General features: G+C 60.3%; 13 protein-coding genes and 2 tRNA genes. 12 read left to right on the top strand and 3 right to left on the bottom strand.

The window, feature by feature from the left end; translation table 11 throughout:
- The first annotated feature begins 201 nt into the window (after nt 1-201).
- From PAE61_RS08650 to PAE61_RS08665, 4 genes are all read left to right on the top strand, one after another.
- Entirely contained in the window at nt 202-672 is a 471-nt protein-coding gene (locus PAE61_RS08650) for a GNAT family N-acetyltransferase (RefSeq protein WP_271114911.1), read from the top strand.
- A 188-nt stretch (nt 673-860) separates the two neighbouring features.
- Entirely contained in the window at nt 861-2171 is a 1311-nt protein-coding gene (locus PAE61_RS08655; RefSeq protein WP_271114912.1) for a Hint domain-containing protein, read from the top strand.
- 75 nt (nt 2172-2246) lie between these two features.
- Nucleotides 2247-2323 (top strand) — tRNA-Arg (locus PAE61_RS08660).
- A gap of 203 nt (nt 2324-2526) precedes the next feature.
- Nucleotides 2527-3278, top strand: a protein-coding gene (locus PAE61_RS08665; protein ID WP_271114913.1) for an IS5 family transposase whose coding sequence is annotated in 2 segments (ribosomal slippage) — nt 2527-2863 and nt 2863-3278 — 753 coding nt in all. Because the reading frame shifts where the segments join, the coding sequence is not laid out codon by codon here.
- Nucleotides 3279-3401: 123 nt separating this feature from the next.
- On the opposite strand, the gene PAE61_RS08670 is transcribed toward PAE61_RS08665, so the two are convergent.
- The 3 genes from PAE61_RS08670 to glpX form a co-directional block, all read right to left on the bottom strand.
- A tRNA-Glu gene (locus tag PAE61_RS08670) sits at nt 3402-3476 on the bottom strand.
- Between the two features lie 103 nt (nt 3477-3579).
- Nucleotides 3580-5319: a single-stranded-DNA-specific exonuclease RecJ gene (gene recJ, locus PAE61_RS08675; RefSeq protein ID WP_271114914.1), complete on the bottom strand. Its 1740-nt coding sequence runs from the start codon at nt 5317-5319 to the stop codon at nt 3580-3582.
- Nucleotides 5320-5503: 184 nt separating this feature from the next.
- On the bottom strand, nt 5504-6469 hold the full coding sequence (glpX, locus tag PAE61_RS08680) for a class II fructose-bisphosphatase (RefSeq protein ID WP_271114915.1): 966 nt from the start codon (nt 6467-6469) through the stop codon (nt 5504-5506).
- 235 nt (nt 6470-6704) lie between these two features.
- On the opposite strand from glpX, the gene cysS reads away from it, so the two are divergent.
- From cysS to nusB, 8 genes are all read left to right on the top strand, one after another.
- Complete coding sequence (gene cysS, locus PAE61_RS08685; RefSeq protein WP_271114916.1) at nt 6705-8213, top strand: cysteine--tRNA ligase; 1509 nt, start codon at nt 6705-6707, stop codon at nt 8211-8213.
- Nucleotides 8206-9819 carry a citramalate synthase gene (cimA, locus tag PAE61_RS08690; RefSeq protein WP_271114917.1) on the top strand — a complete coding sequence of 538 codons (1614 nt, stop codon included), beginning with the start codon at nt 8206-8208 and terminating at the stop codon, nt 9817-9819. The genes cysS and cimA overlap by 8 nt, the downstream gene beginning before the upstream one ends.
- Nucleotides 9816-10565, top strand: coding sequence for a squalene/phytoene synthase family protein (locus tag PAE61_RS08695; protein WP_271114918.1), 750 nt, complete (start codon nt 9816-9818; stop codon nt 10563-10565). The genes cimA and PAE61_RS08695 overlap by 4 nt, the downstream gene beginning before the upstream one ends.
- Nucleotides 10566-10674: 109 nt before the next feature.
- Nucleotides 10675-11724, top strand: a complete 1050-nt coding sequence (locus tag PAE61_RS08700; protein ID WP_271114919.1) for a protein-glutamate methylesterase/protein-glutamine glutaminase — start codon at nt 10675-10677, stop codon at nt 11722-11724.
- A gap of 131 nt (nt 11725-11855) precedes the next feature.
- Complete coding sequence (locus PAE61_RS08705; RefSeq protein WP_271114920.1) at nt 11856-12245, top strand: chemotaxis protein CheD; 390 nt, start codon at nt 11856-11858, stop codon at nt 12243-12245.
- A 156-nt stretch (nt 12246-12401) separates the two neighbouring features.
- Nucleotides 12402-13520: a 3,4-dihydroxy-2-butanone-4-phosphate synthase gene (ribB, locus tag PAE61_RS08710; RefSeq protein ID WP_271114921.1), complete on the top strand. Its 1119-nt coding sequence runs from the start codon at nt 12402-12404 to the stop codon at nt 13518-13520.
- 3 nt (nt 13521-13523) lie between these two features.
- Entirely contained in the window at nt 13524-14075 is a 552-nt protein-coding gene (locus PAE61_RS08715; RefSeq protein ID WP_271114922.1) for a 6,7-dimethyl-8-ribityllumazine synthase, read from the top strand.
- Nucleotides 14072-14563: a transcription antitermination factor NusB gene (gene nusB / locus PAE61_RS08720; protein ID WP_271114923.1), complete on the top strand. Its 492-nt coding sequence runs from the start codon at nt 14072-14074 to the stop codon at nt 14561-14563. The genes PAE61_RS08715 and nusB overlap by 4 nt, the downstream gene beginning before the upstream one ends.
- Nucleotides 14564-14622 lie beyond the last annotated feature (59 nt).

Raw genomic sequence — 14622 nt, forward strand, 5'->3', positions numbered from 1 at the left:
CCGAAACGATACCGGAAGCTATTACAGATGTATAACAAGAGCCAACGCAGTTGCGAAATCCTGTTTTGATATGGGTTGCTTTCCGGGTCAGGGTGGTATGAATATCTGGAAAAAGTCAGGGCTGCATGCCGCGAAGAGCTTGACGCCTGACCATGAAACGGTTTCCTGCGCCTCAGCTTTCCTGTCTGCTGTGAGGTCAACTTGCCCGGTTTTCACATCGAAAATGCCGATCCGCTGGATCCCGATCTGGACCTTCTTTTCGCGCGGCACAGGCAATTCTGCCATGTCGATACGCCGCCGGAATCCATCCATATGCTCGACAGATCGGAACTGGCCGTGCCGGAGATCAGCCTTTTGGTCCTGAGACACGGAAGCCGCGCAATCGCGATGGGCGCGATCAAGATATTTACACCGGATGCGGCCGAGTTGAAGTCGATGCATGTGCTGGAGGAAATGCGCGGAACCGGCGCTGCGCAACGCGTTCTCGACGCGCTTATTGATCTGGCCAGCAAACAGGGGCTTCGGCAGGTATTCCTCGAAACCGGAGCGCAACCCAGCTTTGAAGCCGCACGGTCCTTTTACCGCCGGGCCGGATTTCAGGATTGCCCGCCTTTCGGAAGCTACCTCCCGGATCCGATGAGCACGTTCATGAAGCTGAAGCTATCTGACTAGTCATGACGAGATGGCTGACAAACCAAACTTGTTTAATGTTGATACCCGGGGGCCGACAGTATAAATGTTGACAACACCTAAGAATTCTAGGTTGTTTGGCCTATTGTCTGCTCCGAATGCAGCTTCTTAGCTGCGGAGTATATATATAAATTCTCTTAGCCTTCTGGCGTCGTTTATTAGAGTTCACTATGCCTAACTTTTTTGGCACCAGCGGTGCTGATACACTCACCGGCTCCAACGACGACGACTATATAGAGGGGGCCGGCGGCGGCGATTCCATTCGCGCAGGCAATGGTGCTGATCTCGTGGATGCCGGGTCCGGCAACGATAGTGTCTGGGGCGAGGGTGGCAGTGACGAAATTTTCGGGCAGGGCGGGAATGACTATATTGACGGCGGTGACGGGGCAGATTTCATTTTTGCCGATACTGGAGATGACGAGGTCTTCGGCGGCGGGGGAGATGATGAGCTTTACGCAGGCGACGGCGACGACCTCATCAATGGTGGCTCCGGTGCTGACTCTATATTTGGCGGAAACGGGTTCGATACATTCGTAGCCAGTGACGGCGACACGATCAACGATTTCAATACCGGTGACGGGCAGGATTTCAATAATGGCAATATCACAGAAGGAACCGGGCAGAACGACAATGATTTTGTCGACCTCAGCAGCTATTATACTGCGGAAAACCTGGAAGCCATTAACGACGTGCGTGATTTGGCAGGTCAGGACACTTATGCCAATCGTCTTGCTTGGTTGCGCGCAGATCAGGCGGATGGCGTTCTTGACGATCTCAATAAAATCGGGCTCAACTTCACCCTCACGCTTAAGAACGGCGGATCTGCCGTCGCGGCTGGCAATCTTACCTGGGATAATACCGCCGTACCCTGCTTCGGGTCTGACACGCTGATCCGCTGCAAGGACAGAGAGCAGATCCGCGCAGGTGATCTTCAGGTCGGGGATCTTGTCGAAACCCGTGACAGCGGATTGCTTCCCATCCGCTGGATCGGCAAGCGCATGCTCGGCCCGGCAGATCTTGCTGCAAACCCCAAGCTGCGTCCGATCCGCATCCGTCGGGCGGCGCTTGGTCTGGGACTGCCCGAAGCCGATCTTCTGGTCTCACCCCAGCATCGCATTCTGGTACGCTCAAAGATCGCGATGCGAATATTCGGCGCCTCAGAGGTGCTCGTCGCGGCGAAACAGCTTTGTCAGATCGACGGAATCGAGATCGCCGAGGATATTGATCGGATCACCTATGTGCATTTCCTGTTCGACAATCATCAAATAGTCCTGTCAAACGGCGCGGAGACGGAATCTCTCTATACCGGACCGGAGGCGCTGAAATCGGTCGGACCTGCCGCGATGCGTGAAATCTACAGCATTTTCCCTGAGTTGCGAGAAGGCCCAGCCACCGTCCCGGCGCGTTTTCTCGTCCCGGGCCGGATCGGTCGCAAATTTGCCGAACGCCATGCACAGAACCGGAAGCCATTATTGTGCTGATTGCTGGTACGCGGAGATATTGGTGGGATTTCCCATTGCGAAGCCAGTTTTTTTCCGCCATCTAAACCCGCGCGCGGCCCCGTAGCTCAACTGGATAGAGCAGGGACCTTCTAAGTCCAAGGTTGAGGGTTCGATTCCTTCCGGGGTCGCCAGAATATGCAGGCTATAATGAGCCTTCGGCGTTCTATGGTGTTACGGCATCTGTCTCGGTAAATTTTCCTCGATCCGCTATCAGAGTTAATATCTGTAATTATCTGATTTTTGAAGACAATGACGGAAATAGCCAACTGTAGGCTCCAGACCCATTGATCTCGGGCGTTTGACGTGATTCAGGCTCCGCAAGGAGACCTGATTTATGAGCAACCTTTTCTGGCTGACAGAAGCGCAGATGGCGCGCCTCAAACCCTTCTTTCCCAAGAGCCATGGCAAGCCCCGTGTTGATGACCGGCGTGTGCTGAGCGGCATAATATTCATCAATCGTAATGGCTTGCGATGGTGCGACGCGCCGACGGACTACGGCCCCGCCAAGACGCTCTACAACCGCTGGAAGCGCTGGAGCGAGAACGGGACCTTCGCCCGGATCATGGTGGGCCTCGCCGCCGAGAGCGCCGAACACAATACGATCATGATCGACGCGACCTATCTGAAAGCGCACCGCACGGCCTCGAGCCTGCGGGTCAAAAAAGGGGGCGCGGGCGCCAGATCGGGCGAACGAAAGGCGGCATGAACACGAAACTGCACGCCGTCACCGACGCGAAGGGCCGCCCGATAGGGTTCTTCATGTCCGCCGGACAAGTCAGCGATTACACCGGGGCAGCGGCACTTCTGAACAGCCTGCCGGAGGCGGATTGGCTGCTGGCCGATCGGGGCTATGATGCCGACTGGTTCAGAGATGCCTTGAAAAACAAGGGGATAAAGGTTTGCATCCCGGGTCGGAAGTCGCGCAAGAAACCCGTCAAATACGACAAGCGGCGCTACAAACGCCGCAACCGCATCGAAATCATGTTCGGCCGACTCAAGGATTGGAGGCGCGTCGCCACCCGATACGACCGTTGCCCCGAGACCTTCTTCTCTGCAATCCTGCTCGCCGCGACCGTCATCTTCTAGTTATGATCAAGAACGAGTCCTGACCCTAACACAGCACGACATCATCTATTGGCAAAACGCAGCCAAACACTCAACCGGATAGTGTATAAAATGCAGATAAAATTCTTGGTTCTTATTGAATATTGGCAGCCCGTAGGGGAATCGAACCCCTCTTTCCAGGTTGAAAACCTGGCGTCCTAACCGATAGACGAACGGGCCATCTCTGGCGTCCTGCGAGCGTCGCTCGCGGCGTGGAGCGGTGTTTAGGTCAGCATCGCCGAAGCTGCAAGACGAAAAATTACCATTCCGGTAAAAAACATTCTCAAACCCGTGCGGCATCGTCGAGACGCAGGCGGACGCGGCTGCGGCCGCCCCAATGGGACAGCTCAAGCTTGCCGGCGATGTGGAATCTTTGCCCTCGCGCATCCAGCAGGGCCGGACCGAGCGGGCTGCTCATCGCGCCCCAGATCACGGCCTCCAGCGGTTTCTGACCGGCGACGCGGAAGGCTGTGCGCAGATGGCCGTCTCCCATCGTGGCGGCACTGTCCAGCACCAGATCGGAGAATGCGAAGCGCGGGGCAGGGGAGGACTGGCCGAAGGGACCGGCTGCCTCGATCATCTCCATAAGTTCAGGGGATGCAGCGGCGGGCTCCAGCAGGCCCGAGATGCGCAAATCGTTCGCGCCGCTGCGGATGGCCAGTTCCGGTTCGATGATCTCGGCCAGGCGTTGCATGGCTGCCGCGATTCCGGCCTCGGCTACGGTCAGGCCTGCTGCCATGCGATGACCTCCGCCTTTCTCGATCAGCCCCTCTGCCGCGAGGCGCTGAACGGCACGGCCCAGATCGACCCCCGCGACAGAGCGGGCAGATCCCTTGCCGGTCCCGCCCTCTACCCCGATGACGACCGAGGGCAGGTTGGTCCGTTCCTTGACCCGGGCGGCAACGATGCCGACAACGCCGGGATGCCAGCCTTCTCCGGCGGCCCATGACAGGGTGGTGTCGCCGCGGGCCTCGACCTGAGACAGTGCCTCTTCCCGCACAGCGGCTTCAATCGCGCGGCGGTCGCGGTTCAGCTCGTCCAGCATCTCGGCCAGTCTGGCCGCCTCGGCCGGGTCGGCGCTTGACAGGCAACGCGCCCCAAGATCGGCCTTTCCGACCCGACCGCCCGCATTGATGCGCGGACCCAGCATGAAGCCCAGATGGAAGCTGGATGGGGCGGTGTCGAGTTTGGAGATATCGGAGAGCGCAACCAGACCCGGCCTTTCGCGCCGCGCCATGATCGCCAGACCCTGACGTACAAATGCCCGGTTCACCCCGGTCAGAGGAGCGACATCGGCAACGGTCGCAAGCGCCACCAGATCCAGTAATGGCAGCAATGGCGGCTCGGGCAGGCCCTGATCGCGCAGGACACGACCCGCCTGCACCAGCGTCAGAAACACAACCCCCGCAGCGCAGAGATGGCCAAGGCTGCCATCCTCGTCCTGCCGGTTCGGATTGACCACAGCAAGGGCCGGGGGCAGGGTTTCCCCGCCCAGATGGTGATCCAGCACGATTACGTCCGTGCCGTCAGCCGCCGCCAACGCATCATGCGACAGCGTGCCGCAATCCACGCAGACGATCAGATCATGTTTCGCCGCAAGCCCGGTGATGGCAGGGGCGTTGGGTCCATATCCCTCGTCGATCCGGTCAGGGACGTAAAGCGTCGCCTTTCGGCCCTGACGCCGCAGCCAATCGATCAGCAGCGCGGCCGACGCGCCGCCATCGACATCGTAATCAGCAAAGATCGCAATCCGCTCATGTCCGGTCACGGCGGCCACCAATCGCTCTGCCGCCTGTGCCATATCTTTCAGGCATAGCGGGTCCGGCAGCATTTCGCGCAGGGTCGGCGCAAGATATCCGGCGGCTTCCTCGGCACTGATACCGCGCTCGGCGAGGATACGGGCGACCGCAAGGGGCAGGTCGGTGGCCTGCGACAACCCCTCGGCATGACGGATAAGGGCATCATCCGGGCTGACCCATCGGCGGCCCGTCAAAGAGGATTCGACATTCAGGAATGCGGTCATGGCGCATAGATGCGACAGAGGCCGCGCCGAGGCAAGAGCAGAGGCCGTAAGGGGGCTTTCGCCCCCCGTCCTGCGGACTCCCCCAAGGATATTTGGGCCAGGATGAAAGCGTTTCACACTGGCGGAAATATCCTCAGGGGGTGAATGGCCGTCAGGCCAGAGGGGGCGCGAGCGCCCCCTTGGATCAGCGAATCGGGTTGCGGTAGATCATGCGGCGGACCGAGCCGGTTTTCGAGCGCATCAGGATGGTCTCGGTCTCAAGGAATTTCGGCTCGCGCTTCACGCCGCGCACGATGGAACCGTTGGTCACCCCGGTGGCCGAGAAGATCACATCCGCCTGCACCATATCGTCACGCGAATAGATCCTGTTGAAATCGGTGATCCCTGCTTTTTCGGCCCGGCCACGTTCGTCGTCATTGCGGAACAGAAGCCGGCCCCAGATCTGGCCGCCCATGCATTTCAGCGCCGAGGCCGCCAGCACGCCCTCGGGCGCACCGCCTGCACCCATATACATATCGATCCCGGTCAGATCCGGTTCGGCGCAATGCATGACGCCCGCCACATCCCCATCGGTGATAAGCCGGATGCCCGCGCCGGTCGCGCGGACCTCGGCGATCAGATCTTCGTGGCGAGGGCGTTCGAGAATACAGACGGTGATATCCGTGGTCTTGACGCCCTGCGCTCTGGCCAGAGCCTCGACCCGCTCGGTCGGGGACATGTCGAGGCTGATCACGTCTTTTTCATAACCCGGTCCGATGGCCAGCTTGTCCATATAGACATCCGGCGCGTGCAGCATCGTGCCGCGCGGGGCCATAGCGATCACGGTCAGCGCGTTCGGCATATCCTTTGCGGTCAGCGTCGTGCCTTCCAGCGGGTCGAGCGCGATATCGACCTCGGGTCCGTTCCCCGCGCCGACCTCTTCGCCGATATACAGCATCGGCGCTTCGTCGCGTTCGCCTTCGCCGATCACCACCACGCCCTTGATGTCCAGCTTGTTCAGCTGATCGCGCATCGCATTGACGGCGGCCTGATCGGCGGCTTTTTCGTCGCCGCGTCCGATCAGCAGGGCGGAGGCATGAGCCGCCGCCTCGGAGACGCGGGCAAGGCCCAGAGACAGCATCCGGTCGTTGAAATCCTTGGGCGCGGGCATTCTCAATCCTCCTGAGGGGTCAATCATCGCGCTTGTCTTAGGCTTGCGCTTGCAGGGCGGCAAGACTGACGGCGCTAACGCGGCATGATAGCGGAAGCATTGCCGCTCTTGGCAGTTGCGCATGGATGCGGTAAGCGGGGCCCATGTTCGCACGCTGCACTATCTGCTGCATTATCCGCTGACGCATTTCATGCGGGGCAAGATGCTGTGAGCAGGTCCCCGCAAGGGGGACTTCATGGTCGAGATCCGGCTGACCAACACGCGCACCCGCAAGAAAGAACCATTCAAACCGATAGATCCCGGCAATATCCGGGTCTATGCCTGCGGGCCCACCGTTTATGACCGGGCGCATCTGGGGAATGCGCGGCCTGTCGTGGTGTTCGACGTGCTGTTCCGGCTGCTGCGCCATGTCTATGGCGAGGATGCCGTGACCTATGTGCGGAATTTCACCGATGTGGATGACAAGATCAACGCGCGGGCGGCGGAGACCGGGCGAGCGATCCGTGACATTACCGAGGAAACAATTGGCTGGTATCACGAGGACATGGACGCGCTCGGTGCGCTGCGGCCGACGATCAAAGGCAAAGCCGAAGCCAGAGCTGAGCCGCGCGCGACCGATTATATCGCCCAGATGATCGCGATGATCAAGGATCTGATCGCTAAGGGTTTCGCCTATGCGGCAGAGGGCCATGTCCTGTTCGAGGTCCGCAAATTTGCCGAATATGGCAAGCTGTCAGGGCGGTCTCTGGACGACATGATCGCGGGTGCCCGCGTCGAGGTCGCCCCGCTCAAGCGCGATCCGATGGATTTTGTGCTGTGGAAGCCCTCGGAAGGCGATCAGCCGGGATGGGAGTCTCCGTGGAGCTATGGCCGCCCCGGCTGGCATATCGAATGCTCGGCCATGTCGGCAGAACTGTTGGGCGAGGTGTTCGACATTCATGCAGGCGGGATCGACCTGCAATTCCCCCATCATGAGAACGAGATCGCGCAGAGCCGTTGTGCGCATGGCTCGGATGTGATGGCGAATGTCTGGCTGCATAATGAGATGTTGCAGGTCGAGGGGAAGAAAATGTCCAAATCACTGGGCAATTTCTTCACCGTGCGGGATCTTCTGGATCAGGGAATACCGGGCGAAGTGATCCGGTTTGTACTGCTGATGACGCATTATCGGAAGCCGATGGATTGGACGGCGGAGAAGGTACGGGAGGCCGAGGCGACACTGCGGAAGTGGCGTCGCCTGACCGAGGGCATCGAACCCACCGGGAGCCCCCCGCCGACGGTCGTCGCTGCACTAGCCGATGATCTGAATACTCCGGGGGTAATTTCTGCCCTGCATGAATTGGCGCAGGCAGGGGATATTTCTGGTTTGAAAGCTTCTGCTACTCTTTTGGGTTTGCTCGATAATGAAAATGGGAGTTGGTGCGCAGAAGATAAACACATAACAAGTGAAGCCTTAAATAAAGTCATCGATTTGCGAGCGGACGCAAGAAACTCGAAAGACTTCACCACCGCCGACGCTATCCGGGATGGCTTGGCGGAAGCTGGAGTCCAGATCGTTGATACGCCAGATGGAATGCAAATTAAATCGGACGCCTTTCGATTGGTTGAATGGGCAAAGCGGGAGGGCTTAATTACCGAGCCCAAGTTTCGCCTTGGTGGGACTGATCACCTCGAATATCGCATCTATGACGCTGTGGCTCGGAAGGTACTGACAGAAATAGGGCGTGCCGAAGCAAATGACTGACCGCCTCTATCTCTACGACACCACCCTCCGCGACGGCCAGCAGACTCAGGGCGTTCAGTTCTCTGCCAGCGAGAAGACCGAGATTGCGCGGATGCTCGACGCGCTCGGGGTGGATTATATCGAGGGCGGCTGGCCCGGCGCGAACCCGACCGACAGCGATTTCTTCGACAACCCGCCCACGACCCGCGCCACGCTGACGGCGTTCGGGATGACCAAGCGGGCAGGGCGCTCTGCCGCGAATGATGAGGTGCTGGCGGCGGTGCTGAATGCCGGGACGCAAAGCATCTGTCTGGTCGGCAAGACGCATGATTTCCACGTCTCCGAGGCGCTTGGCATCACGCTTGACGAAAATCTCGAAAATATCCGCGCCTCGCTGGCCCATATCGTCGCCGAGGGACGCGAGGCGATTTTCGATGCCGAGCATTTCTTCGATGGCTGGAAGGCCAACCGGGATTACGCGCTGTCCTGCCTGCTGGCGGCGCGGGATGCCGGGGCGCGGTGGATCGTGCTCTGCGATACGAATGGCGGGACGCTGCCCCATGAGATCGGCGCGATCACATCCGAGGTCATCGCTGCGGGCATCCCCGGCGAAGGGCTGGGAATCCATACGCATGACGATACCGGCACCGCTGTTGCAGGCAGTATCGCCGCCGTCCGGGCCGGGGCGCGACAGGTTCAGGGCACGCTGAACGGGCTGGGAGAGCGCTGCGGAAACGCCAATCTGACCACACTGATCGCGACATTTGCGCTCAAGCCCGAATTCTCGCATCTGCTTCCCCAGATCAGCGGCGATGCGCTGAAATCCCTGCTGAAGACCTCGCGGCGGCTGGACGAGATCCTGAACCGGATGCCCGCGGCAGGAGCGCCATATGTCGGGCCGTCCGCCTTCGCCCATAAGGCGGGGCTGCATGCCAGTGCGATTGTGAAAAACCCCTCGACCTATGAGCATGTACTGCCGGACTCTGTCGGGAATGCCCGGATCATCCCGATGTCAAATCAGGCCGGCCAGTCCAATCTTCGCGCCCGGCTGAAGGATGCCGGGATCGAGACGCCCGACACGACCGACCTCGCCGCGATCCTGTCCGAGATCAAGGCGCGTGAGGATCGGGGTTACGCCTATGACGTGGCGCAGGCCAGTTTTGAACTTCTCGCGCGGCGATATCTGAACCAGTTGCCAAGCTTCTTTCAGGTCGAGCGTTACCGCGTCATCGTCGAACGGCGCCGCAATGCCGTGGGGCAGCAGATCTCTGTCTCGGAGGCTGTGGTCGTGGTTAATCTGGGCGGGCAGCGGGTCATGTCGGTCAGTGAATCGCATGGTGAGGACGATGCGGATGATCGCGGGCCGGTCAACGCGCTGTGGCGGGCTCTGGCCAAGGATTTGGGCCAGTATCAGGCGACCATAGACGATATGCATCTGGTCGATTTCAGGGTCAGGATCACGCATGGCGGCACCGATGCCGTCACCCGCGTCACCATCGACAGCGAGGACGGGCAGGGCCGCAGATGGTCCACGGTCGGCGTGTCTCCGAATATCGTCGATGCCAGTTTCGAGGCGCTGCACGACGCCATCATCTGGAAGCTGATCCGCGATGGCGTCGCCGCATGACCCCCGATAGCTGCGCGGCGTTGCTGCGCGAACACGATCCCGACCGCTTCGCCAGTGTCGCCGCCGCGCGTCCTCGGGACCGGGCGCGGTTGGCGACGCTTTATGCGGCGAATCTGGATATCGCCCGGGCGGCAGTTGCCTCGGCTGAGCCCTTGATTTCAGAAATGCGGCTGCAATTCTGGGCGGATCAGCTTTCGGCGATCTCACGCGGAGAGGCTCCCGCCACTCATGAAATTGCGACGCCGCTTGCCGAGGCATGGGGGGCGGAAATTTCGCCGCTATCTGGGCTGACAGAGGCCCGCCGCCGCGACACGAACCGTCAGCCATTTCAGGATGATGCCGATCTTTTCGCATATATTGATGCATGCGACGGCACCGTGATGCGGCTTGCCTGCATCGCCTGCGGGGGCGCGGCAGATGACGATCTGATCCGGCATCAGGTCCTTGGATCGGGTCTGGCCCGGTGGCTGACGGCCTATCCGCGACTTCGCTCGCTGAATCTGGGGCTTTGGCCCGACGATCCCTCGCGGCTTGCAGCCCTTGCGCAGACCGGGCTGAGGGCGCTGGATATAGCCGCAAATTTCCGCCCGGAACCGGCGCGGGAACTGGCCCCTGCACTTTATGCGGGGGCGGCTGCGCGGGCAGCATTGACGGCGATCCGGGATGGAAACCAGCCAAAGATCAGCGAATTCAAATCAAAACGTTCGCATCTTTCACTGGGTTTACTGGGCAGATGGCAGGGTTAGGCTCTTGCGTTAAGACAATCTTCATTCCTTGCTGACAGCTTCCAAACGGAGCTGGACAGGAGAGGTATATGAACGCTGCATCATGTCGTGCATTCGAAGGGCGCACAGCATGAAACCCGTGCGTGTGCTGATCGTCGATGATTCTTCGACCATGCGGCACCTGATTGGTTTCAGGTTACGTTCGGACCCAAGAATTGAAATCGTCGGCGAAGCCTCAAACGCAGAAGAGGCGCGAAGGGCGGTAAACACCCTCTCGCCCGACGTGCTGACGCTCGATGTCGAGATGCCGGGGAAATCGGGGCTGGAATTCCTGGCAGAACTGATGCGGCTGAATCCGATGCCGGTCATCATGATATCCTCGGAAACCCAGAAAGGCAGCGCCGCAGCGGTCGAGGCGCTTTCGCGGGGCGCGGTGGATTGTGTCGGCAAGCCGCGCAGCGGGGAGCTGAGCGATGCCTTCAAGGCTTTGCCCGCGCTTGTCGTCGCGGCATCGACCGCTAAGGTCCGTGGTGGTGCCGGTGCACCGACAGGACCGACCGCGTCTGCGTTGCGTAATTTCGTCTGGAATAACAAGATTATCCTGATTGGCTCCTCGACAGGCGGGGTAGATGCGCTGGAGACGATCATTTCGAACCTGCCTGAAAACTGTCCGCCGATCCTGATCACCCAGCATATGCCACCGGGCTTTCTGTCCAGTTTCGCGCAGCGTATGGATTCGCGCTATGCGCCCAAAATCGCAGTCGCCGAGGAAAACGCCCTGGTCGAGCAGGGCCTTGTCATGATCGCCCCCGGCGGTTCGCATCATCTGACAATTTCCAGCGGTACACGTACAAAGTGCAAGCTAGTCGAATCCCCCAAGGTTTGCGGCCATCGGCCATCCGTGGATATGCTGTTCAATTCCGCAATCCCCATCGCCGAACGGATCGTCGCGACATTGCTTACCGGCATGGGCAATGACGGCGCTCACGGGATTTTGAGACTGCGAAAGGCCGGCGCACGGTGTTTTGCGCAGGACGAAGAAAGCTCGGTCGTCTGGGGAATGCCGCGTATTGCATGGATGAATGGCGGGGCCGAAAAGCTTGTTCCGCTGCGTGCGATGGCACCGGAATTGCTGGCGGCAACCGAACGCGGTGTCAGTGCTGTGCGTCGATCGGCATGAGCAGTCAGCGCCGTCACGTGATTCAAGGGGAGTTTCTGGTGTCCCGCGCCGAACCTGGCTGTTCCATGACCACAGTGCTCGGCTCTTGTATCTCGGTATGCATGTTCGATCCCCGCACACAAACCGGAGGCATGAATCACTTCCTTCTGGCCAGCGGCTCGATCTCGGGTCAGCGTTCGGCCAGTTACGGCGTGAACGCGATGGAGCTTCTGATCAACGGACTACTGAAGCTTGGCGCCGAAAGAGGCAGGCTCCGGGCGCGGGTCTATGGCGGTGCGCGGATGATGTCTGGTCTGGGCGATGTCGGGATAAAGAATGCTGAATTCGCAATCGATTTTCTGAAATCGGAATCCATCAGGGTGCTTGGCAGTTCGACGGGCGGCACCCAGGCACGGCGGATAACTCTGTGGCCGGCCAGTGGCCTTGTAAAGGAATTATTCGTCGGTAGAAACTTGGTCGAAACGCCGCCCAGTGCCGCTGAAACCGCAAGCTCAGATACAGGCGGGCTGGAACTGTTTTAACGCATTGCCCTCCGTTTCCGGTTCGACAACAGACCTTGTGCCAACGTTCAAAAAGCAGATGACGCGACGCATTCCGTCACTGGCATTGATGCTGATTGCGGCAGGGGCCATAAACTTGGCCGGGTCGAATCGCTGCGAGCACAGGAAGGCGTCCATATGAAATATGAAAATCCCGGACCTGTCGAACGGGACTGGTCGGATGCCATCTCTGGTATCGAGGAAATAATCGAGGATGCGCGGAACGGCCGCATGTTCATCCTCGTCGACCATGAAGATCGCGAAAATGAAGGCGATCTGGTCATTCCCGCGCAGATGGCGACTCCCGATGCGATCAATTTCATGGCGACGCATGGGCGGGGACTGATCTGCCTTGCCCTGCCGGGCGAGCGGATCGATGCGCTTGGCCTGCCGCTCATGTCGCCGCGCAATTCCAGCCGCCACGAAACCGCCTTTACCATGTCGATAGAGGCACGAGAGGGCGTGACAACCGGCATTTCCGCCCATGATCGCGCCCGGACCGTCGCCGTTGCCATTGATCCCACGCGCGGCGCTGCGGATATCGCCTCGCCCGGCCATGTTTTTCCGCTGCGTGCCCGCAATGGCGGGGTGCTGGTCAGGGCGGGCCATACCGAAGCTGCGGTGGATGTCGCGAGGCTTGCCGGGCTGAATGCCTCGGGTGTGATCTGCGAGATCATGAATGAGGATGGCAGCATGGCGCGTCTGCCCGATCTGGTGGCGTTCGCGCAGCGGCACGGGCTGAAGATCGGGACGATCAGCGACCTGATATCCTATCGTCGGCGACACGATAATCTGATTGCCGAACGTGCGCAGCGCAAGGTGCATTCGGTTCATGGCGGCGACTGGATGATGCGGATCTTTGCGGATGAAACCCAGGGGGCCGAACATATCGTCATGTCGAAGGGAGATCTTGCTGCGCCGGGGCCGGTCATGGTGCGGATGCATGCGCTTGATCCGATGCATGACATTCTGGGCATCGAACGCGACCGGGCGGGAAATCTGCCCGCGGCAATGCGGATGATCGCGGATGAGGGCAGGGGGGTCGTCGTGCTGATCCGCGATCTGTCGAACAACCTGCCGCTGGACGGTGAGGCAAGCCCTCATACGCTGCGCCAATACGGTCTGGGTGCGCAGATCCTGTCCGCGCTCGGCCTGAAAGATCTGGTGCTGCTGACCAACTCGGCACCGCTGAAAGTGGTCGGGCTGGACGCTTACGGGCTGTCTATCGCCGAAACCCGCCCGATCCCGGAGGAATAAAACATGGCCGGAGCCTCTCATTTCGAATTGCCTTTGCCGTCATTCGATACGGCGCCGCGCCTGCTGCTGGTTGTGGCACCCTATTATCGCGAAATCGCGGATGGTCTGATCGCCGGTGCCCGGGGCGTGGCCGAACAGGCTAGTGCGGTTATCGATCAGGTCGACGTGCCCGGAGCGCTGGAGATTCCCTCCGCCATCGCTCTGGCCGCGCGGGCGCAGCGTTTCGACGGATTCGTCGCGCTTGGCTGCGTGATCCGGGGCGAGACGACGCATTACGATACGGTATGTAATGACAGTTCGCGCGGCCTGACTTTGCTGGGTTTGCAGGGCGTGGCGATCGGCAACGGTATCCTGACCGTGGAAAACATGGCGCAGGCCAGTGTCCGCGCGGATCCTCAGGGGCAGAACAAGGGGGGCGGCGCGGCAGCTGCGGCCTTGCATCTTGTTGCATTGTCGCGCAAATACGCGCCAATCCGCCGGAACTCGGGAACAGATCCCGAGGATCGCGATCCGATCAGGCTGGCGGGCCGACTTGAGGGACCGACCGGCGCATGAGCCAGAAAAGACAGGATGAACGTCGGCAGCGCAGTACCGCTGCCCGGCTATATGCCGTGCAGGCGCTGTTTCAGATGGAGGCGGCAGAACAATCTGCGGACCGCGTCAGGCGCGAATTTGAAGACTGGCGGATCGGTGCGGATATTGACGGCGAGGCATCGCCAGAGGCGGATGAGGCATTATTTGCCCGCATTCTCGACGATGCGGTGACGTGGCAGGGTCGGATCGACCAGATGACCGACCGTGCGCTTGTCGCCCGCTGGCCCATCGACCGGATCGACCCGGTTCTGCGTGCCCTGTTCCGCGCTGCCGGGGCGGAGTTTGTCGCAGCGAAAGCGCCTCCGCGTGTGGTTATCAGCGAATATGTCGGGATCACGGGGGCGTTCTTCACCGAAGGACGTGAGATGAAATTCGTGAACGCCGTCCTCGATCACATGGCGCGGGACGCAGCACCCGAATCCTTTGGCGGGGACGGAGCGACCTCCTGAGGCGAAGCTGCGTCGATCTGTACGCTTCCATCCCTAGCGATCCTTGCTAGACTGCCGGA

The organism is Paracoccus aerodenitrificans (assembly GCF_027913215.1).
Classification (GTDB): Bacteria; Pseudomonadota; Alphaproteobacteria; order Rhodobacterales; family Rhodobacteraceae; genus Paracoccus; species Paracoccus aerodenitrificans.